Source organism: Alicyclobacillus sp. SO9, from assembly GCF_016406125.1.
Classification (GTDB): Bacteria; Bacillota; Bacilli; order Alicyclobacillales; family Alicyclobacillaceae; genus SO9.
The window spans coordinates 4,585,514-4,606,688 of the sequence record NZ_CP066339.1; the positions used below are offsets into that span (position 1 = coordinate 4,585,514).

The following is a 21,175-nucleotide window of genomic DNA, read 5'->3' on the forward strand; positions in this document are numbered from 1 at the left end:
TTGTTACTCTCTGGCTGTCTGTGGCGTAATAGATGGCATCCGCTAGCACGTACTTCACGGGCTTTACAAGTTCCTCAAACTCAGATTGGAATCGCTCAAGGGTCTGCTCTAACGTATGAGCATCGTACTCTCCGCCTTTGCACACTTCTCGGTGAACGGGAGTTAACCCTATGTCCCACTGAGTACCGCGAACCCTTATGACCCACATAAGATGCGGCGTTACTCTTTCGAACAGGGTATCCTCAAATTACGAGACACCTTGCTGCGGTTGAACGCACTCACCAATTTCCGGGCTTTATCCTATAATCCGAAGTGAATCGAGCAAGTGAGCGGCAACTGAAAAGCTTGCCTATAAACCCACAAGTTGCGGCAATGACCTGAAAATACACACTCTCTCCCACGCTCTCGATGTACAGCAATCGAGCCAGTTGAAACTCACGCATGATGGGCATAAAATTCTGCGGGTTGTCGCCTGCTCGGCTGCAACGTATCTAAGTATGAGTTGTATCAAGTCAGATACAGATCAATATTATCACACGATTATCCTTACTGTGGTATAGCCGCACTTGTAGCTCATCCTTGACAGCACCCTAGACCCCGCAAGGGATTGTAGGGGGGATTTTGCCCTACAGCACAAATAGCCCCAAACGGATTGGGGCCGTAAGGATGGGATTCTCGTTAAACGAGTGTGCCTGAAGACGTGTTGCGTAGTTGGATTGCCTTGGCAGGAAGCGGGATACCCAGTGCCTTGAGGACCTCGCTTAGGTTCTGTGGTGGCGGTGGAACGCTGAGGAATTCTTTCCCGAGAAACTCGGCTTTCATCACGTGCCAACGCGAGAGGTCTTTCATGATTCGCTCGCCTGTGTACCAACGGTCATTCAGTTCCTCCAGCCGTTGCTCGCGCTCGTCTGCGTTGGTCATCTGCTCTGCTTCTTGCTCTTGCTGCGCCCACCCACGTCGGTACATCACTTGGATCTCTTGCTCGAACAGATAGGCAAGTACGCAGACGAAGATGTGCCCGCGCACACGTTTTTCATTCCAGTGGTACACCGGCCCTACATCCAGGAAGTTCTTGATCTCTCGAAAAGCCCGCTCTACGTTCATCAACGTTTTGTAGGAAGTAACCACCTGTTCGGCAGGGAGCAACGTGTTGGTCTTAATCACAAACTTTCCGTCGCGTAAGGCTTCTTTGGCGAGGGCCGCCTCATTCCATGTGTAGGAGAGCTTCTGTTCACTGAACTCCACCTCAAGGAACCCCTGTACACCTTTTTTGGTGAGGATGTCACTGACTTTGAGCATGATGGACTGTGTACTTGCTTTTCGCCCGCGATGGGGCTTGTCCAACCACGTCTGGTAGTCCACCAATGCCTGTTCCGCTTCCTCCAATGCCGATGTGCGGAAGGCTTCATCCGCCTTCGCCTTCAGCGGATTGTAGCAGAGAATATAGCGCGCATCTTGCCCTTTCTCATCGTCTTCCACTGCAGATGCGGGCACTTCGAGATAGCTGAGATTTCCGCGCAGCTCAGTGTAGAGAGAGAGGTCACCGTACTGTGCCAATAAGGTGTCGCTAACCACGCGGCCACGTTTGTGGTAGCCCACAATATAGGGATACTCAAGCGCCGCCAACAACTCCGTGTTCTTTTTCGTGACCATACCGCGGTCTCCGACGAACACACATTGTTCAACGGAGAAGTCTTTCTTCAAACGCTCCAGAACTTCCTTGACGGTCTTTTTGTCCGGCGTGTTTCCCGCAAAGACTTCATGGGTAATTGGCAACCCATCCGGAGTCACAAGCAGACCCAGCTCGACCTGTTCCAGGTCCGGCCTGTGGGTTCGTGAATATCCATGCTTGCCAATTGGGCAGTGGTGGCCACTGAGGTGCGTACTGGTCAGGTCATAGAGTACAAGCGATAAACGAAAGTTCAAGAGGTCCGTGAGTCGTTGATAGATAAATGTCTCCAGTTCGGGCTTCATATCCATCAGGTGATCCAGCGCACGATAGAAATGTTGCAACTGCCAGGATTCACCTTCCTCCTCCGGAAGATACATGTCCTCAATCGTATGAAACAAATCCAACTTACTAGACGGATTCATCAAACGGTTACAGACCATGGCCTTTACATAGCGAGCTACGTCAAAGGTGACCTGACGGTCTTTGAGTCCGGTCTCTATCGCCTTGGTCAACCCAAGCTGATCCCACAAAAATTGAACCACGTAGGGAACGCCAAAAGAGAGGGTCGACTTGGGGTCAAAGTCCTCAATCGAACCAGAGGTACGGTTCTGTAGGAGCGATTCAAGGGTACGAATAAACTGCTCAATCTCTTGCTCAGAGTAGTTATCGATGTTACCAAGACTGGCAATCCGACGCTTTTTAACGGTTTTTCCCTCGCGATAGGACTCAACAATATGCATATACCTGTAGGTACGACCATCGGGGCGTTTTGTGGATACAACTTGTGCGAACACTGGGCTCACCACCGCTCATAATATTACCTACAATTATACAATATAAATACTTTTATAACAAGGAAAAAGTTATCCACTGTCCAAACACATTTTGACCTACATTTTTGAGCTCAAAACACAACTTATCAACAGAAAAACCGCGCAACGGCGCGGCTTCGGGATACTGATAACCTACTTTTCCACAGCTAAACTGTCAAAGATGAGCTTTAAAAACAGTTCGATAACGACAAAGACCCCAGGTACAAGTTTCAAATTGGTTACGACAAACGTCCCCAGCCAACTCACACCTATGGTTGTCCCGAGACGAACAAGAAACAACAAACCAAATAGCAGGATTACGGAATGATGTGAAAAACTGAATGTCACTGTATACGTCAATGTAGAGGGCATAGTCTCCACAATTGTAATCACTGTAAAGGATAGAACCATAGACACCGTTGACACACGAAAACGGCTCAGCAGTCTTGTCTCTTGCCGTACAAAAAAGTATTGATATGAGCGGCTCCAGCCCTCGGATAACACCGTGATGACGGTAAGCAGTATCATTAATGAAAAACGACTGATAGCCGGTAAGGTAACAATCGCATCTGGGCTTTCGTTCAGAAATCCAAACACTAAAGCCGCGTAGCCTGCCAAAACCCAAATTCCCAGTCGTCCTCGGTGAAATCGAACATACTTATTCCAATATTGTCGTACATCGGCTGCAACAATGTGCCGGGTTGTCAACCTTTCTCCTCCCGTCTCTCAAGCAAGGACCGATAGAACTCTTCAATTCTACGATTCGTGGAGCCGGAGGCATCCCGAACATGCTCAGGCAATGGGCCAAGATACCTCATTTCTCCATGATCCATAACAAGAATTCGATCTGCCACGTCAACTACGATATCCAATAAATGGCTTGAGAGAAAAATCGCCTTACCTTCCACGGCCAGTTCTCGGATTTGCTCCTTCACCTCTGCGTTGGCCACAGGGTCCAGTCCGTTTGTAATTTCGTCCAAAATGAGCACATCGGGATCTTGAATCAATGCAGCTGCTAAAGAAAGTTGGCGCCGCATACCTAATGAATAGGACTTTGTTAATTGGTTCGCTGCGTCCGTCAAATGTGCGCGAATCAATTGTTTCTCAACGATAGCATCGATTTGACGTTTATCTACGCCAGACATGACGCTGATAAATCTTAGAAATTCTCTTCCTGTCAAGTGCTCATAAAGAATTGTCTCATCCGGTACATATGTCAACTGTTTCGTGGTTCGTTGAATTTCTCCACTCGTGGGCTTCACTTCATCGGCAACCAATTGCATCAAAGTAGTTTTACCAGCACCGTTTCTTCCAACAAGGGCTAACACCTCACCAGATTGTAGTTCGAATGATACGTTACCGACTGCTCGAAGTGTTCCATAACGTTTGGTAAGTTGACTAACGACTATGAACTTTTTTGTAGTCACGTTGTCCTTAAAGAACTGTTTGTTAAATATCTCCGTCGTCGAACACTTCCTTATCTGAGTCATATGCATGCCAGACGACCCAACAGTTTCCAAACTCGTTTTCGTGCAGGTCGTTTTGGAGTAAGCTTACATTCGATACCACCATTAGAGGCATTGACTCTATTCGAAAGCGTACAACATAATTGTGAAGAGAATATAAACAAATCATCAAAACCCTGTTACGATCTTCTTATTTCGACATGCTCTCCCCCATCATGACCAACCATGTGACGGATTTAGTTCTTAACAAAGAAGAAACAGCGTAATGGCGGCATACTTGCCGCGAATGCCGGAATGCACCGATTCGCTTATGCCACTTTCTTATTTACCGGATTGATACATCCCCTTGAGTTGACCCATCAATTGATTCATCTTTGCTACATTATTTGCACCAATGTCCTTCTTCAGAGCTTGGTCTGAATTCATAAGAGATTCCATACGACCAAAATCCTGCTCTTTCATAGCTTGCTGCATGTCTGGAGAATTTCGTAGTTCCTGCATGGCAGAAGAGCTCATGAATTGTTGTTGTTGCTGAGGCGAGAAAGTCTGTGACATGAAGGACCTCATCTCTGCACCCCATGAACCACTTGAATTCATAGTTGTGTTTGCAAAAGCCGGAAGTGTCATGGCCCCTACTAGGGCAATAACACCAATTCCTGCCCCGGTTGCTATACCTAATTTGTTGATAAATTTCATGTTCACATTATCCTCCTTAGATATCAGGTAGCCGTCATTTACGCTGTTTTCAACTTTGTGTTACTACGTTATCCTTGAAATGTGGAGAAAGTTTAAGGATTGTATGCGCAAAGTGTGGAGAAATTACGATGTGGCACAGGTGAGTGTGGTTCACCGCACCCCGAAGACTTAACCATTCGGACTTCGTTGCGGGGAAACAAATCAAGTTCTGTGAAAATCCGTTCCAATATAAAACAAGTCCGCAACAACGATGGTCTGATGCGCGCACCAAACGTGCTGAACAAGCCTTCCAAAGGAATGGCGTATTGCTAGTAAAGCATGATGATATTGATATGGGGAGTCAGCATCGCTCTGGAAATTATAAGTTAGAATCTTAAAATCGGACAAGGACCCTACTCGATGTTGTCCCCATACATAGTAATTTTATCGAACTGCTTAGCGTTACCCCCCCTTGGGTTCACATGCTACGCGTCGTTCTTTTGTGAAACCTTTTCAGCAGGCTCCTCAGAGACATTTCCTCAATCGGTAACACTTTCATGATATCGGCGAGGCTTGTTCGCATCAGCAATGATGTAAATTTACAAATAAACCTTTATTCCAAGTGGATTTTATTTTAATACATGAATCGACTCTTCCAAAACTTCATGAACAGACTCTCCACCATTCATCAGTTCCTCGCGAATGCAGTATTGCATGTTTTCACCGGCCACATACATGATGACTCTCTCTATAGCAGAACGGATAGCCGAAAGCTGATTCACGACGTCGTCATGATCTCTTTGACTGTCCATCATTTTGATAATTCCACGAACCTGGCCCTGAACTCGGCGCAGACGATTTTTCATTTGATCATTATAGTCCATGGTCATGCCCTCCCACAGTTTCATCTATACCAATGTGGTCACGTTGTTCCCAAGGCGAGACCGCTGATCACTGGGATAGCTACTTTTCAGCTTTTTAGAATGAAAATTTTTCAATGGTTATATAGATGTCTCCAGAATTACGGTCAACCGTCATGTGACTGGAACTAGGGATTCACCTTACCCTTTCGTACGATGCTTATCGTGCCCATCAACACAAGCAAGACTATGACGCAGGCGTATATGTACCCTGTCGTGCATCCACCAGTGGATGTTAAGAGTTCTTCGCAACCATGATCGTCCCAGTTGTTGATAACACCACCACAATCATGCTAAGGATTTGTAATATCTATCCTATCTTTTACTGTGTAGACGTCTAGTCAAGCAAACCCATCCATCATCGCGCGCAGTCATTTTATTATATATGTCGAAGAGTTGAATGTAGCAGGTCCCATCCTACTAAAGAAAGGTTTTGTGAATGAATGCGTCGCATTACAACAAATGATTGGAAGCACTTTAATAACTCCCCGTATAAAGCATCGAAGAAGGTTTGGCTGAAAGATGTAACCCCCGCAAAGTCGAGTTCAACAGTGCATTTGGTAGCTAGATCGTGCCAAATCAATAGAAAGAGTCTGTGCCCTTCAGAGCGAGCAGTACACTCCCTGCCGACTTCTGATATTATCCGATACGTTAGAGTTACGGTTTCGCCATCTTGCTCCCACCTAGCAACGTTCCGAAAACACTTTGATTCGTCTCCATCAACAATGTCCTTCAATGTGAAAATACTCCTTTCTTATGAACCTAGTAGGGGGGTTGCCTGTACCTAACATCACGGAGCTTATTCTATTAACATGAAATAGAATTTAAGTAGGTACGGCTAGCCCCAACTATCGTGTGCTCAAGGACATGAGTGCTCTACCAGAAAGAGTACATTGCCCGTCTATAACGCCAAGAAATTTCACAGTCTATTCTCCATCTCTTCTTCACCCCGTCGAAAATCGTAAAGTAATGCTAGAGATATGCCGCTCAAAAACCTCGACATGCAGAGAGACCAGTTAACGGAAGTGGTCTCTCTCAAAATAAACGGAGATGAAGAACACCTCACCTCAACTGAATTATCAAGTTGATACGGCTAGCTTGCTGAAGATCCTCCACTACCTTGTACCGTATAGCTGTTACATTCCTGCAACATTTGCTGCCCTTGGGGGCTATCCATAAACTGTGTCATTTGCTGGTAAAAACCGCTGTTACTTGAAGTTGAGGTTGTGTCCGCAAACGCACGCGGGGCAATCAAACTGAATGCCCCTGCACCCACTACGATTCCCGCTGCCAGAAACGCAAGGGCTTTGGACATGTCTGCTCCTCCTTAATGTTGTTTTGTGGAATTTTTCTGTATTTCACATACACGCCGAGGTAAACCCACGCTATGAAAGCGATGCTCTGAACCATCCAGCGGATCCCGCTTCCTTCAGGCGTCCTCATCTCCTTTCACATTGCAGCTTAGCCACAAAGTGTCCGGAAAGTTTGTGAAAAGCATGTAGAAAGTATGAAGATCAAGTTTATGCTCTTTATCATTGCCCCACAATTGACGGTGTAACAACGCTGATGCATTAAGAAGTACTGACATCTACTGGATTCTGTATTGATCTTCCTGACTTAAGGAGCGGCTATACAGAATGGAAAAATCTCATTCGCGGACGAGGAAAGTTCTCGCTAGCTCTATATATGGCGTTCTCCAAGCCAGTACCCGTACTCTAGAATGAACACATATCAGCACGTGCGGCCTAAAGATTTAACACTTCACAGGATCTCCATACTTTCTTGAAACTTTCTTCATGATTTGAGATTAGATTTCAACGTGAATGTATGAAATAAATGTGCATACGAGGAGGGTTTTTGATGAATAATTCAAGTACGCTTAACCTGAATTCCGAAAATCAAGAGCACGTACTTGGAAATTTGACGGAAGGTCATCCTGATCGCAAGAGATTGGCGCAACAAATGAGAAACTTCGCCGTTGACTTGCCTTCAATCATTGAAGTCATGCGGCATCTCGAAGAAACGGAATCAACAGAGAGGCCAAAGGCAATGAACATATGAAGAGCATCGTGCTTTGGCACCCGTTGCAGCCGTTTACGTCGCCTCAGTTCCGTTTACTTTGGGGCATTATTACCTTTGCCAATGCCGGGCAATGGACCTTTTTACTTGTCTCTGGCTGGCAAACCTATACTTTGACCCAGTCTTCCGCCTGGACAGGTGCCATGGTGCTTGCGGTATTTGCTCCAAATCTAATCGGTTCGCCCATTGGCGGCGTTTTGGTAGATAAATTCAATCGAAAACAGGTATTAACGGGTGCACTCTTGTTCGCTACAGGGATTAACGTATTGCTGGGCTTAATGTCGTTTGCCCGGCATCTGACACCAACAACGCTCTTTGTATTCACATTACTATACGGAATCTCACTCAGCCTGTTAGGCGTCTCTACCAACACACTAGTTCCTGTATCCGTAACTCCAAATCAATTATTTCATGCAGTGTACCTTCAGTCTATAGCACAAAGAGGTGCTGAGTTTCTGGGACCAGCACTGGCCAGTTCTATCTTGGCCAAGAGTGGTCCTGGAGCCGTATATATTTTCACTGCAATTCTTTATATTTCAGCCATCCTTCTCACGGCACTCTTGCCATCAAATGGGAGGCTAACCTCCCCATTAAATGATGGTTCAGGATTTACCCATCTGTTGAAAGAAGGCGTTGGTTATGTGATGCATTCAGGTCAGTTACGCAAGCTCATCTCCTTTACCAGCCTGCACTGTATTCTAACGATGGCTTACATTGGATTGCTACCAACATTTGTATCTGTAGATGTCCGGGCCCACTCCGGATTTTACGGAGCACTCTTGGCCTATGCCGGACTCGGCGCTATCGTTGGCATTTTATTTCTCACGATGTTGGGAACTGCCATGTGGAAGGATGGAATGTTATGGATAACTGCCTTACTTAGTTCCCTGTCCCTGATAGCGCTCAGTGTCAGCGTGAATCCCCTCATCGTGTCGGTCTCGGTCTTTTCAGCTGGACTGGCTCAAGGAATGTTTATGGCGCTCGTCGTCGCGATGATTCAAGAGATGACAGATGAATCATTCCGGGGTCGAGTCAATAGCTTTTATCTTGTGGTCACTGCTGGACTCATGTCCGTTGCGAATTGGGGATTTGGCGCCTTGGGAACCCTTATGTCTGAGTCACACACGTTTGGTTTAATGGGCTTTGCGTTTCTCATGGTGGTCATGTTCTTTTGGACGCGTATTCGTAGATTTTCCGGAAAGAATGAAGGTAAAAATTATGCGCTATCAGCTGTACGACGTTACTTATGAAGATGGGTATCCGACAGGGAACTCCCCTGAAAGATGATAAAATTCAAAACTTGAATGAGGTGAACAAAATGTTTGACTTTACTATTGAAACAGAGAAGACCGTTGAGGAGGCTATTTCAGCTGTCGAGGAAAGCTTGAAAGGACACCGTTTTGGAGTTCTGTGGAAGCTTGATCTGCGGGCCAAACTCCAGGAAAAAGGAGTTGAGTTCACAAGACCTTATCACGTGTTGGAAGCATGCAATCCAGTTGAAGCTAAAAAGGTCTTAGAGCAAAATCGTCTTGGAGGCTATTTCTTACCTTGTAAACTTGTCGTGTACCAAGAACAGCAAAAGACCAAAATCGGCTTAACACGTCCAACCACATTGACCGGGCTTTTGGATGATGCGGAACTATCAGCCATTGCAGCAGATGTGGAGAAAGAGCTAATAGCAGCTGTACAGGAAGCGCAATAAAGGATACGGAGGTTCAATCAAAACATCGAATCGTCCAATTGACATAGTAGTCGTCCAAATCAACAGAGACAAGTTGGGTTCGTGGCGGCAAACTCTGCTGTTGAGACGTACAGTGCCATAGTGCGACTATGGCACTGTATGTCATCTGTTTCAACACGCTCCCTTTAGATGCCGGGTTGAATCTTCGTCTGTTGCAAAACAATGCGTAATCATGTATGCAATCTGCAATCGGCAGTAAGCTATTCACACCTATCAAAAGAACAGTCAACAACGGCAGCGATCACCCAATTTGAACCAGTACACTCGGTTGCAGCAATGCTTGGTTTAGTACAGAACCAACAATTGTATTGCATAAGACAGCAAAACAATGCTGAAAATATCGAAAAAAGCATATAGACTTCGTCCGCGAAGTTTGTCCCACAACGAAGGTTAGAAGAACTTGAAGAATGTGATACCCATAGCGAGCTGGAAGAGATTTGTTGGAGTTATAATTTCAAGGAAGCAGATTGAGGAATGACGGTTTCAATTTTGTAAGTCAATTGAGCAAAATTATTATTAACTGAGTATTTCAGGAAGCATGCCTACATAACGGTTAGAACATAGTCATTAAATCCGCGTCTTACAACGTCGGACTTACGTGTACACCCTAACTTATAGAGCACATGGCGGACATGATTACGAATCGTATGTTGACTTAATCCAAGTATACTTGCAATCTCCTTATCTTTTTTTCCGAGAGCAATCAAACGAAAGACGTCCAACTCCCGTTCTGAGAGCTCAAAGCGTCTTGCAACTTCGTTCTCGTAGTTGATGACAGCATCCATGGGGGGTTCGAATACGAAATTCCCCTCATAAACAGTGTCTATGGTTTTCATAAACATGGCTTTCGACGCACTCCGAGGAAGATAACCATTCACCTTCCACGTAAACGCTTCAAACCGGTGCTCGCCTGAATCTCCTATTATCAAGATAGATGGCATAGGAACCATACGACGGAATATACGCACTAATTCAGACACCATAGCCGGGGAGTCATTCATTACAATAATCACAACTTCAGGATGAGCATGTGCAAGCACTTCCAGACATTCTCTTTGCGTTGCAACTTGACTGATTTCTTGGAATCTGTCATCCCCGGCCAAAATAGAATACAGCCCCGCCCTATACATTTCAGTTTCATCAAAAACCAACAATTTAATGCGTGATGGATTTCTCATGCCATTCACCTCCGTAAGGAACCTGCGAACCAAGAAATCCATCTCAGTTCGCAGGTGTTTAAAATAGATGTCGAGGTTGATCTCTATTCAGTGATGATGGTGGTCATGTCCGTGATGATGGTGCTCGTGACCAGAATGTCCCTCTTGATTCACATACTTCTCTGGTGATTCACTGAAGGACTTCTTACAAGCATCGCAGCAAAAATAATACGTCGTACCTTGATACTCAAAAGACGGTGCTCCCTCTTCTTGCACATCCATTCCACATACCGGATCCTTACTCATGTTCCATTTCTCCTCTCTAAACTGCGGTCATTGTTCTACACCATTACTTATTGTTATTTTCCCCTGATTAGGAAGTGAGAACCTGAGAAATCTGTTGGTACTCATCTAACGTAATCTCGCCTTTCGCCAATCTCTCTTTTAGCAAATCCAAAGCTGTAGGTTCACTTGAAGACTGCCCTACTGAACCTGCGTGCTGGTGACCTTCCATGCTGTGGTGCCCATAGTGACCGTGAGAACCGTGGTGTCCAAAGCCTATATTGTGATGATGTCCACCTCCGCAGCATCCCATTCTCTATCCACCTCCTATCTTCTACCCTATACGATACCCTTGTTAGGTATATTTTTAAAGGCATAGATGTGAACCTTTTGTTAACTCGATACACTTCAGAGTTCATACACTTCGATGCTTCATCCATTTCACTGAAAAGAACTGTAAGATGATAGCACGATTTGAGCCAATACCCTTGTTGTGATAAATAATTATCTTAATGGACAAAATTAAGATCAGGGGCAAGCACGAGCTTACCGCTTAGATATATGTGGTGCCCAGAGTGTCACGGAAACTAGTCCATCTTTACTAAATTTATTACCAACGCTTGACGAACCATACCATACGGGGGTATTATCCGGGTATACGACAAATCCTTTTGAAACGAGGGGTTCGCCTTGATTACTGAACAATGTACCCACAGCTACGGCACGCAGCAACCTGACTTACTCCGGAGATTACGACGTTGTGAAGGTCAAATCCGAGGAATTCACAAGATGGTGGAAGATGGTCGCTATTGCGTCGATATTCTTGTTCAAATTGCGGCTGTAAAGAGTGCACTTCAGCAAGTCGGGCTCTCTCTTCTTGACTCCCATACAAGAGGATGTGTTGCGGATGCGATTGCAGTACAAGATGGTGAGGAGAAAATTGATGAACTCATGGGAGTGATTCGTCAGTTCACGAAATCGTGAACCTATAAATTAAGGAGATGATTTTCCATGCCAGAAGTCGCTGAATATACAGTTCCAGTTGAAGGCATGACCTGTGCATCCTGTTCGGCCAGAATCGAGAAGAATGTTTCAAAGCTTCCTGGTGTCAAGGAAATCAACGTCAATCTGGCTTCAGAACGGGCTCGAGTGGTTTTGGACGCAGCAACCACTTGGGAGCAAGTCGTGGAACGTATTGAAAAAACCGGGTATACCGTTCCGACGCGAGAAGTCGAACTTAATATTGAAGGAATGACCTGTGCGTCGTGTGTGGCACGAATCGAGAAAGTAGTGGGCAGACTCGATGCCGTAAAGTCTGTACATGTCAACCTGGCTTCAGAAAAAGCCCACATTGAATACGTGCCAGGGATTATCCAGGATGAAGACCTCCTCAAGGCAGTGGAGAAAGCCGGCTATAGTGCAACATTTGCCTCGCAAACCGCGGCAGAAGATGAAAAGCTGCGAAAGCAAAGGCAATACAAAAAGGAAGTCATAACGTTTTGGGGTGGTGTCATACTTACACTGCCGCTGGTCATTCAGTTATTCTATGAACTGTTTGGCGGTCAAGCGTTTATGCCGAACTGGGTCAGTTGGCTTTTAGCAACCCCCGTTGAATTTTATGTCGGCTGGCGTTTTTACATTGGCGCGTACCACTCCTTACGGGGCGGCGCTGCGAACATGGATGTGCTCGTCGCTCTTGGAACTGGCGTCGCATACTTTTACTCAGTTGTACTCATGCTTTTGGGGTCATCAAATATCTACTTCGATACCTCAGCTACCGTTGTCACATTGATTTATATGGGGAAACTGCTCGAAACGAAGGCCAAAGCGAAATCCAGCTCTGCCGTGGAGTCCCTTGCCAAGCTGGGGGCGAAAGTAGCACACGTCATTCGGGACGGAAATGAAGCAGACGTCCCCGTGGAGGAGTTGCAAGTCGACGACGTGGTCCGTGTTCGTCCTGGCGAAAAAATCCCAACCGATGGGGTTGTTCTTGAAGGGACTTCAGCCGTCGATGAATCCTTCTTAACAGGTGAATCCATGCCTGTAGAAAAGGCAGTAGGTGACACCGTGGTTGGGGCTGCTGTCAACCAAACCAGTGCTTTCATGATGAAAGTAACCAAGGTTGGTGCAGACACCGCCTTGTCTCAAGTCATTCGTCTCGTCGACCAGGCACAAGGTTCAAAGGCACCTGTACAACGACTTGCTGACCAGATATCTGGCATTTTTGTCCCCATCGTGCTTGGCATTTCTCTGGTGACCTTGCTGGCATGGGGGCTCATTACCGGAAATTGGTCTCACGCCCTCTTTGCCGCCGTTGCGGTGCTGGTCATTGCCTGCCCCTGCTCCCTTGGCTTGGCTACTCCAACTGCCATTATGGTTGGGACGGGTCTCGGCGCAGAATCCGGCATTCTAATTAAAGGCGGAGAGCACCTAGAACAAGCGCACAAAGTCAACACAGTCGTCTTTGACAAGACAGGGACCATCACGTCAGGAAAACCAGCAGTGACAGATGTCTGGACTACCGATGTATCTACAGAAGAACTCATCGCCAGTGCCGCAGCCCTTGAATCGCAAAGTGAGCATCCCCTCGGAGCAGCTGTAGTAACGTATGCCAAAGATAAAAAGTTTACGATAAATACTGCAGTAAACGTGAAGGCCATTCCTGGGAAAGGCATTGAAGGGACCGTAGGGGAGCAAACCATCCGCATCGGGAATCGGCGGTGGCTTGAGGAGACTGGGATTCACGAGTTTCCTGATGAAGTACTGAACAACTACGAAAATGCAGCCAAGACAGCCATTCTGGTGGCATCGTCGGAAAAACTCCTCGGTGTTCTTGCCATAGCAGACACCATCAAGCAGGATGCCAAGCAAACTGTAGATGAACTCAAAGGACTCGGTATTGATGTATGGATGATTACCGGAGACAACGAACGGACAGCGTCTGCTGTGGCTGCACAAGTCGGTATCGACCATGTCATTGCAGGTGTGTTACCTGCCGATAAAGCCAGCAAGGTCGATGAACTTCGGAAAGGCGGCAAAATTGTAGCGATGGTTGGCGATGGCATCAACGATGCACCGGCCTTGGCAACCGCGGACATTGGAATTGCCATGGGGACAGGTGCAGACGTCGCGCTTGAAGCTGCTGATATTGCCCTCATGCACGGGAGTACTCAGGGCGTCGCAGATGCGATTAAGCTATCCAAGTCAACCATGAGAAAGATTCGTCAGAATCTGTTCTGGGCCTTCTTTTACAACGTACTTGGAATTCCGCTGGCTGCCTTTGGCATATTGAGTCCAATTATTGCAGGGGCTGCGATGGCCTTTAGTTCGGTCAGCGTTGTTTCAAACAGTTTGATACTGAAACGGCTAAAACTCGGTACATCATAAACAACCGAGACTTAGAATGAACCATATTGTAGCCGTTCCGCCAATTCGGTTTAGCAAGCGCCGACAAACAGCGTGAGCGGCTACACCGTACAGGGAGGATATAAGCTGCGTGGAGAAATACTATAGATATGAAAGCACATACTCATCTGCATATATGAGCAGAGTTTACGGATGGATGTTCTTAGCGCTTTTGACAACAGCAACAATGTCGCTTGCGACCATCGAGTTTCCGCCGTTGGCTGCAATTGCTACACATGGTTTTTGGTTTTTGTTCATCGCAGAACTCGGGATTGTCTATTGGCTGTCAGCCCGTGTCACAAAAATGAAACCGGAAACGGCCATAACCTGGTTTTTAGCGTATTCGGTACTCAATGGCATTGTCCTGACGCCCATCGTGTTTGCCTATACAGGCAGCACTGTCGCGTTAGCATTTGGTGTATCTGCGTTGTCGTTCGGCGTCATGAGCATTTACGGGACACTTACCAAGACAGATCTAAGCCGCTTCGGTCATATTGCCGTTCTGGGGCTGATCGGTATTCTCATTGCGTCGTTCATGAATTTCTTCCTACATTCACAAACAGTAAACTGGGTGATTTCTTACCTAGGTGTGGTTATCTTCACCATTCTCACCGCCTGGGATACACAGAGAATCAAAAATAATCCGATGTATCAACGGTATACAGTGATTGGAGCATTGACACTATACCTTGATTTCATCAACATTTTTCTCTTTCTTCTCTCGATCTTTGGCGGTGGAGTTAGGCGCAGATAGTAAATCCGTACTCGATACAGCGTGGCGTTCCGCATAGATTATTTTATGCCGAACAGCTACGCTGTGATGCCCCGCAACGTTTTACATTTCCATCTCAATTCACCTTCGTACCCTTTATGTTTCCTCTTTAAAACATTAAGCTATTTTATTACCGTCAAATTATATGAGCGTTTTACAGATTTCTGAGCCCTTGTGGGGCAAGCGATAGCAGAGTATAAAAGATGGCCCCAATTTTCGAGAAGATTTCAAGCGACCAAACCCAAATCTCCGAAGGAGAGAAGTCCCACTTGTATCTTCCCCAAAAGTCTCTCTTTTTCTTTGAATCTTGGCTAGAAATTGAACCCAGCGAGCGGTTGGAACTGTTCTTTTCAGCCTTGGACCTTCACCCTTATGCAGCTAAGCTGAAAAGTTCGTCACCCTAGGGGTCGAAAACCTATCAATCGTGAAGCGAGCTTGCGAGCCGTACTGGCGGTACCATCGGAAGGTATCTCAACCTTTACAGGATTGCACAATCGGTTAGATACGGACTTGCAATTCAGTTACCAGTGTGGATTCCGGCTTGATGAAAATGCGCCGTCTGTGTCTACGCTGAGCCGCGTGTTTGGGGCTATTTCGAAATTAGGGCTTGCCGAAACGCTCTTTGTTGATCTGGTCAGTCAATGTAAAGAAGCGGGCATCATTGATGGCAGTCATCTTGCCATCGACAGTACAGCCATCAAAGCCTTTGAAAAGAAACAGCCGAAACAAAAGAGCCAGGAAACCGGTAATACGGACTGGGGTGCAAATTCGGATACGTTTGGAAACAAGCTCACTTGGTTTGGTTACAAAAATTCATCTTGCCGTCGATTGCATATTCCGGAATCTCTTGGACGGGCATTCCGGTAAGTCTTGGACGTCAATTCCGAAAACTCTCGGCCACCTATTCCAATAACTCTTGGACACCCTTTCCGAAAAGTCTTGGACAGGCAACATGCTAGTTCAGGTACTCCTTACTTCATTTCTCAAATTCGTCTGTGTGGCGACCAAACAAAAGCAGGGAATTTGCCCCTTTTGTCGGATCTTGTTGTATTCCGCGAAAGGAGGCAATGTCTTGGCTGAATGGAGGTTGCCCATGCCAAAGCTAAAAGAAATATTACGTCTGTTTCATGAAGGGGGTTTGAGCCGTCGAGCTATTGCGGCGAGTCTCGACATTTCACGCAGCACCGTAACCAATGTTCTAACGCGTGCTGAGACTGCCGGGGTCGGCTGGCCGTTGTCTACGGAGTTGGAAGACGAGTCAAAACTCGAGTCTGCGCTGTACCCCGCTGTCACGGGGCGGCCACGGAAAATTGTCGAACCGGACTGGAATTACGTGCATCAGGAACTTCGCAGAAAAGGCGTTACGCTACAGCTATTGTGGATCGAGTACAAGCAGGAACACCAAGACGGATACCAGTACAGCCAATTCTGTGAGCACTATCGCCAATGGAAAAAGAAGCTGGATGTGTCCATGCGTCAGAAGCACCGTGGTGGTGAAAAGATGTTTGTGGATTACGCGGGGCAAACGGTATCAATCATCGACCCAGAAACAGGGGAGGTCCGTGAGGCGCAAATCTTCGTGGCAGTGCTTGGAGCCAGTAGTTACACATACGCCGAAGGACAATGGTCCCAGGGACTTGGAGATTTCATTGGCGGACACGTGAACGCCTTTGAGTACTTCGGTGGCGTTCCCGAACTCGTTGTTCCAGATAATCTGAGATCAGCAGTGAGGAAGGCAGATCGCTATGAACCCTCAATGAATCGGACCTTCGCAGAAATGGCGCGACACTATGGGTGTGCTGTTATGCCAGCAAGACCGTACAGACCAAAAGATTATCCCGACAATTTGGTTATCCTGAATTCGTCACGGAAAGGGTATCGCTACGAATTTATCGTGAGCAAAAACTTCGGGATAACTAAAATTTATTCAAATGACTGATCTTCGAATCGACCACCCATACTGATGACACCGGGGGCTATTTCCGGAAATAAGAGTTGGGGGTCAAGTCCATGGAACGATTAACGCTTCAAGAATTGATCGTGAGAACGAGAGACGGCATTAGACCGATGCATCACAGTCAGTCCACAGTTTGGCAGTATGAATACAGTTGGAGAAAACTTTGTGATTATTTCTCTAAACACGGAGTATCATCTTTCTCCGAGAAATTGGCTCAGCAGTTCATCATAGAAATCCGCAAACAGTATGAAACAGGGGCAATAAAGAGATGGAAATTTAAACTTTTTCGAAAGGCGACTTCGCTGTTAGGGGAGTACCATCAGACTGGATGTGTAACTTGGAGACACGCTCCGAAGTGGGACAGTGGAGGACTAAAAAGCGCTTCACTCATTACCATTATGGATGACTACACCCGGTATTTGAAAAAACAAGACTACGGCGGCGGAACGATTGGCCTTTACAAGACCGTGTGTAACCAGTTTCTTATGTACCTAGAACAGGAGAGCCACCACGATCTCTCCCAACTAACGCTGAGAGACGTAAGTCGATTCATTCCGTTTGCTTCAGCCCTGTATCAGTCTACAAGCATGAGGACTGTCTTGTCATCTCTTCGATGTTTTCTCCGATACGCGGACCACATGCATCTGACCCATTCCGATTTGGCATACGCTGTTCCCAGTAGCTCGGCAAGGAAGACGCAGACCGTTCCAACGATAACGTCAGAGGAAGAGCAGAGACTGCTTGCTAGGATTGACCGGGGTACTCCCGTTGGTATGAGAAACTACGCAATTGTGCTACTAGCCTTGCGACTGGGCCTCCGGTCGATAGACATTGTTCAGTTGAAGTTGGAAAACATTAAATGGGGAACAAACTCGATTGAGATTACTCAGCAGAAAACGGGGCGGCAACTAGCAATTCCGCTACTGGCTGATGTGGGAAACGCCCTGGTAGATTATCTGCAAAACGGTAGACCCACATCGCAGGATAGTCATGTGTTTCTAAAAAGCGTTGCTCCGTATACCCCACTATCTCCCACCGCTGGCCTCTATTCACTGATTAGCAATTGTATGAAGTATGCCGAAGTTAGACAGGCCAAAGACGAAAGAAGGGGTCCGCATGTACTCAGGCATTCTTTGGCGGCTCGCCTCCTGATTGCCGAGACGCCGCTACCAGTCATTTCCGGCATCCTTGGACATGCTGACAAAGACTCAACGAAAATTTACCTTTCTACTGACTTAGAGCATCTTCGTGCCTGTGCTCTAGGCACGGCTGGGATTGAAGTTTCAACGGAGGAATTGAAATGACCTCTCTGTTTTCAAGTAACTTTAAGAGTCAGCTGGGGGAATTCATTCGGCAGAAACATGCAGTGGGTTTCCCATACGAGTCCTCGGAACTAAGACTAAGGGCATTTGACCGCTTTTGTATTAGACATCACCCGCGAGAGACACGCTTAACGAAAGAAATCGCCATGCACTGGGCGGAGAAACTGCCTAGAGAACATGTGAATACGCTGATTCGTAGAATTACTCCGATCCGTCAATTTGCGAAGTACCTGAATAGTATCGGGTCTGAGGCCTACGTCATCCCTTCAGGCATTCCGGCGAAGGGCGTTCGTTATGTTCCACATATCTATACAAAGGAAGAACTCACAGCCTTCTTCCGTGAATTAGATCATTGCCTGTACAACAGCAATTCGCCAGCGCGTCACTTAGTTGTTTCTGTGATATTTCGCGTATTGTACTGCTGTGGCCTACGTTCCTCGGAAGTACTTGGGCTAAAAGTTGAGGACGTTGATTTGGTGACAGGTAAACTCTTCATTTGCCAATCAAAAGGCCACAAGGATCGCACAGTCGTGATGTCGGACGATATTTTGAAGCTCTGCCAAATTTACCACAGCAGAGTTAGTCTCATTTTCACCAATCGAGTTTACTTCTTCCCGAACCATCGCGGTCATCACTACAACAGACAGTTTCTAGATTTCACATTTCGTGAGTTTTGGACAAAGACCGGTATCGTCTTCACTAACGGAAATCCACCTCGCGTTCATGATTTCCGCCACACATTTGCTGTCAATCGATTGAACCAGTGGGTAAAGGAAGAGAAGGATCTTAACGCCTATCTACCTTACCTCTCCATGTATCTTGGCCACGAACACCTGACAGATACTGATTACTATCTGCACTTGGTGCCAGAGTTCTTCCCTGTGCTGACATCTGAATCTGACGAACGATTCTCGCAGTTGATACCGGAGGCTAAGAAATGAAAATAGATGACCGTTTCTTTAGGCTTGTTCGAGATTTTCTCCTGATTTATCTGCCTAAGAACAGATGCTGCAGCCAAAACACAGTGAAAGCCTATCGAGACACAATTCACCTTCTGCAAGTTTTTATGAAGGAGCAAAAGCGGGTACCTTTTGCAAAGATCACGTTCGACAGGCTGAACCATGCACTTGTCAGTGAGTTTTTAGACTGGCTTCAGACAGAACGAAAGTGCAGGGTATCCACAAGAAACCATCGGCTCGCAGCCCTGAAGTCGTTCTTTAAATATGCAGCACAGGAAGATGCTTCACTAATGTTTGCGTACGTTGAGCTCGGCAAGGTACCGGTCAAGAGACAGCCTGGTAGGCGTGTGAGTTACATGTCTGAGTCAGGGTTGGCCGCTCTGCTCCAAGAGCCGGATGAAGGTACCAAACGCGGTATACGTGATAGGTTCTTCATGATTTTTCTCTACGACACGGGTGCCCGGATTCAGGAAGTCTTAGATCTGCAACTGGGAGATTTGCACCTGAAAGACAGCGTTCCCTGCGTCTACCTCACAGGCAAACGACAAAAGACAAGAGTTGTCCCACTGTTAAACAAGACACTACAGCATCTGGAGCTGTATCTGCAGCACTTTCATCCGAAAGAGGCATATAGCAGCAACAACAGCTTGTTTTACACGGTCATTAATGGCAAGACGGGAAAAATGTCTCCAGACAACGTTGCTAGTTTTTTGAAGCGTTATGGTGCATCTGCGAGGCTCAGGTGTTCGGAGGTTCCCGAGCGGGTGTATCCTCATCTCTTTCGGCACACGCGTGCGATGCATCTGTACCAATCTGGAATGCCACTCTCTTACATTAAGGATTTTCTTGGTCATGCCAGCGTCAACACCACAGATATCTACGCTTCCGCAGATGTTTCTATGCTGAAAGCTGCTCTTGAGAGAACTTATGTCAATGGAGATATTCGACCCGAGATTCCTGTCTGGGAAGATAATGAAGAATTGCTGCTTCACCTATGCGGACTGCAGTAGGCATACTTGTTATCCCGAAGTTTTCGTCCAGGAAGGGCTGCCTTGGACACAGTGGGAACAGCTTTCGCGTCCATTCTTCGGGATAACTACATCGTCGGGATAATCTTTTTTATCCTGAGTTCGGAATAAAAAAGACAAGCCAAAGGCCGAGGTGGGCGTCAAAATCGTAGAGCAGTGGATTCTCGCGGCGCTCAGAAATAGAAGGTTCTTTAGCCTTGGAGAACTGAACACTGCCATTCGTGACGCGTTGGAAGTGCTCAACAACAAACCGTTTCAAAAGCTGGAGGGCACGCGCGTATCCCTGTTTGACGCCGTGGATAAGCCGGCCCTCCGAGCCCTACCGACCATCCCCTACGAGTTTGCCCGTTGGGTTCAGGCCCGTGTAGCTCCAGACTATCATATCGAGGTGGACAAGAACTACTACAGTGTGCCTTACTCGTTGGTTCGAGAGTACGTCAATGTACGAATCAGCGAAAAGATTGTTGAGGTGTTTTTGCATGGGAAACGGGTTGCCAGTCACGTTCGGGCTAGGCACAAATATGGGCACATCACAGAACCGACCCATATGCCCAAGTCCCATCGGGCACACATGGAATGGACGCCGGAGAAGTTTATCGATTGGGGTAAAACCTTCGGTCCATACACAGCGGCGGTGACAGACCAGATTTTGCTTCGAAAAGCGCATCGTGAACAGGCCTACCGCTCCTGTCGGGGACTACAATCCCTAGCAAAAAAATACGGAAAGGAGCGAATGGAGTCAGCTTGCGCACATGCCGTTTCTATCAACGCCTGCACCTATCGAAGTGTGAAATCGATCCTTGAAGCCGGCATTGACCAGGTGACATTAGACGTCGATACAGACAAGCCCACTCCGCTTCATGAGAATGTTCGTGGAGCTACGTACTACGGCTCTACCTTTGCAACTGAAAAGCCTCACTAGTTCATG

The 21,175-nt window shown here is 46.7% G+C and carries 21 protein-coding genes and 1 pseudogene; 12 read left to right on the top strand and 10 right to left on the bottom strand.

The features are described from left to right. Positions 1 to 678: 678 nt before the first annotated feature. The 7 genes from GI364_RS21330 to GI364_RS21360 all read right to left on the bottom strand — a co-directional run bounded on the left by GI364_RS21330 (position 679) and on the right by GI364_RS21360 (position 6,860). Entirely contained in the window at positions 679 to 2,466 is a 1,788-nt protein-coding gene (locus GI364_RS21330) for an IS1634 family transposase (protein WP_198850960.1), read from the bottom strand. 171 nt (positions 2,467 to 2,637) lie between these two features. After that, on the bottom strand, positions 2,638 to 3,192 hold the full coding sequence (locus GI364_RS21335; RefSeq protein WP_198851192.1) for a hypothetical protein: 555 nt from the start codon (positions 3,190 to 3,192) through the stop codon (positions 2,638 to 2,640). Next, the gene (locus tag GI364_RS21340; protein ID WP_198851193.1) at positions 3,189 to 3,974 is read right to left on the bottom strand and encodes an ABC transporter ATP-binding protein; all 786 of its coding nucleotides are present in this window, start codon (positions 3,972 to 3,974) and stop codon (positions 3,189 to 3,191) included. The genes GI364_RS21335 and GI364_RS21340 overlap by 4 nt, the downstream gene beginning before the upstream one ends. Positions 3,975 to 4,271: 297 nt before the next feature. Further along, positions 4,272 to 4,646 carry a hypothetical protein gene (locus GI364_RS21345; protein ID WP_198851194.1) on the bottom strand — a complete coding sequence of 125 codons (375 nt, stop codon included), beginning with the start codon at positions 4,644 to 4,646 and terminating at the stop codon, positions 4,272 to 4,274. Positions 4,647 to 5,254: 608 nt separating this feature from the next. Then, positions 5,255 to 5,509, bottom strand: a complete 255-nt coding sequence (locus GI364_RS21350) for a metal-sensing transcriptional repressor (RefSeq protein ID WP_198851195.1) — start codon at positions 5,507 to 5,509, stop codon at positions 5,255 to 5,257. Positions 5,510 to 5,924: 415 nt separating this feature from the next. Further along, the gene (locus GI364_RS25535; protein WP_198851196.1) at positions 5,925 to 6,281 is read right to left on the bottom strand and encodes an STAS-like domain-containing protein; all 357 of its coding nucleotides are present in this window, start codon (positions 6,279 to 6,281) and stop codon (positions 5,925 to 5,927) included. A gap of 357 nt (positions 6,282 to 6,638) precedes the next feature. Then, positions 6,639 to 6,860, bottom strand: a complete 222-nt coding sequence (locus GI364_RS21360) for a hypothetical protein (protein WP_198851197.1) — start codon at positions 6,858 to 6,860, stop codon at positions 6,639 to 6,641. Positions 6,861 to 7,405: 545 nt separating this feature from the next. On the opposite strand from GI364_RS21360, the gene GI364_RS21365 reads away from it, so the two are divergent. From GI364_RS21365 to GI364_RS21375, 3 genes are all read left to right on the top strand, one after another. Next, positions 7,406 to 7,606 (top strand): hypothetical protein, encoded by a 201-nt coding sequence (locus GI364_RS21365; protein ID WP_198851198.1) that lies wholly within the window; start codon positions 7,406 to 7,408, stop codon positions 7,604 to 7,606. Continuing rightward, positions 7,603 to 8,874, top strand: a complete 1,272-nt coding sequence (locus GI364_RS21370; RefSeq protein WP_198851199.1) for an MFS transporter — start codon at positions 7,603 to 7,605, stop codon at positions 8,872 to 8,874. The genes GI364_RS21365 and GI364_RS21370 overlap by 4 nt, the downstream gene beginning before the upstream one ends. 68 nt (positions 8,875 to 8,942) lie before the next feature. Beyond that, positions 8,943 to 9,326, top strand: coding sequence for a DUF302 domain-containing protein (locus tag GI364_RS21375; RefSeq protein ID WP_198851200.1), 384 nt, complete (start codon positions 8,943 to 8,945; stop codon positions 9,324 to 9,326). Positions 9,327 to 9,907: 581 nt separating this feature from the next. Here GI364_RS21375 and GI364_RS21380 read toward each other — a convergent pair. From GI364_RS21380 to GI364_RS21390, 3 genes are all read right to left on the bottom strand, one after another. Further along, positions 9,908 to 10,543, bottom strand: coding sequence for a response regulator transcription factor (locus GI364_RS21380; RefSeq protein ID WP_198851201.1), 636 nt, complete (start codon positions 10,541 to 10,543; stop codon positions 9,908 to 9,910). A gap of 87 nt (positions 10,544 to 10,630) precedes the next feature. Beyond that, positions 10,631 to 10,828: a YHS domain-containing protein gene (locus tag GI364_RS21385; RefSeq protein WP_198851202.1), complete on the bottom strand. Its 198-nt coding sequence runs from the start codon at positions 10,826 to 10,828 to the stop codon at positions 10,631 to 10,633. 67 nt (positions 10,829 to 10,895) lie between these two features. Then, on the bottom strand, positions 10,896 to 11,117 hold the full coding sequence (locus tag GI364_RS21390) for an SHOCT domain-containing protein (RefSeq protein ID WP_198851203.1): 222 nt from the start codon (positions 11,115 to 11,117) through the stop codon (positions 10,896 to 10,898). A gap of 377 nt (positions 11,118 to 11,494) precedes the next feature. Between GI364_RS21390 and GI364_RS21395 the strand changes: the two genes are divergently transcribed. From GI364_RS21395 to GI364_RS21435, 9 genes and pseudogenes are all read left to right on the top strand, one after another. Then, complete coding sequence (locus GI364_RS21395) at positions 11,495 to 11,788, top strand: metal-sensitive transcriptional regulator (RefSeq protein WP_198851204.1); 294 nt, start codon at positions 11,495 to 11,497, stop codon at positions 11,786 to 11,788. Between the two features lie 27 nt (positions 11,789 to 11,815). Next, positions 11,816 to 14,191 (top strand): heavy metal translocating P-type ATPase, encoded by a 2,376-nt coding sequence (locus GI364_RS21400; protein ID WP_198851205.1) that lies wholly within the window; start codon positions 11,816 to 11,818, stop codon positions 14,189 to 14,191. Between the two features lie 109 nt (positions 14,192 to 14,300). Next, positions 14,301 to 14,963: a Bax inhibitor-1/YccA family protein gene (locus GI364_RS21405; protein ID WP_198851206.1), complete on the top strand. Its 663-nt coding sequence runs from the start codon at positions 14,301 to 14,303 to the stop codon at positions 14,961 to 14,963. Between the two features lie 453 nt (positions 14,964 to 15,416). Then, positions 15,417 to 15,848 carry a transposase gene (locus GI364_RS21410; RefSeq protein WP_370541806.1) on the top strand — a complete coding sequence of 144 codons (432 nt, stop codon included), beginning with the start codon at positions 15,417 to 15,419 and terminating at the stop codon, positions 15,846 to 15,848. A gap of 226 nt (positions 15,849 to 16,074) precedes the next feature. Then, a pseudogene (gene istA / locus GI364_RS21415) lies at positions 16,075 to 16,815 on the top strand (IS21 family transposase); the annotation flags it as partial. Between the two features lie 176 nt (positions 16,816 to 16,991). Beyond that, on the top strand, positions 16,992 to 18,242 hold the full coding sequence (locus GI364_RS21420; protein ID WP_198851208.1) for a site-specific integrase: 1,251 nt from the start codon (positions 16,992 to 16,994) through the stop codon (positions 18,240 to 18,242). Then, complete coding sequence (locus GI364_RS21425; RefSeq protein ID WP_198851209.1) at positions 18,239 to 19,201, top strand: tyrosine-type recombinase/integrase; 963 nt, start codon at positions 18,239 to 18,241, stop codon at positions 19,199 to 19,201. Before GI364_RS21420 ends, GI364_RS21425 begins: the two co-directional genes overlap by 4 nt. Next, positions 19,198 to 20,229: a tyrosine-type recombinase/integrase gene (locus GI364_RS21430; protein ID WP_198851210.1), complete on the top strand. Its 1,032-nt coding sequence runs from the start codon at positions 19,198 to 19,200 to the stop codon at positions 20,227 to 20,229. The genes GI364_RS21425 and GI364_RS21430 overlap by 4 nt, the downstream gene beginning before the upstream one ends. 151 nt (positions 20,230 to 20,380) lie before the next feature. After that, a complete protein-coding gene (locus GI364_RS21435; RefSeq protein ID WP_198851211.1) occupies positions 20,381 to 21,169 on the top strand; it encodes a transposase in 789 nt (262 codons plus the stop codon). Positions 21,170 to 21,175 lie beyond the last annotated feature (6 nt).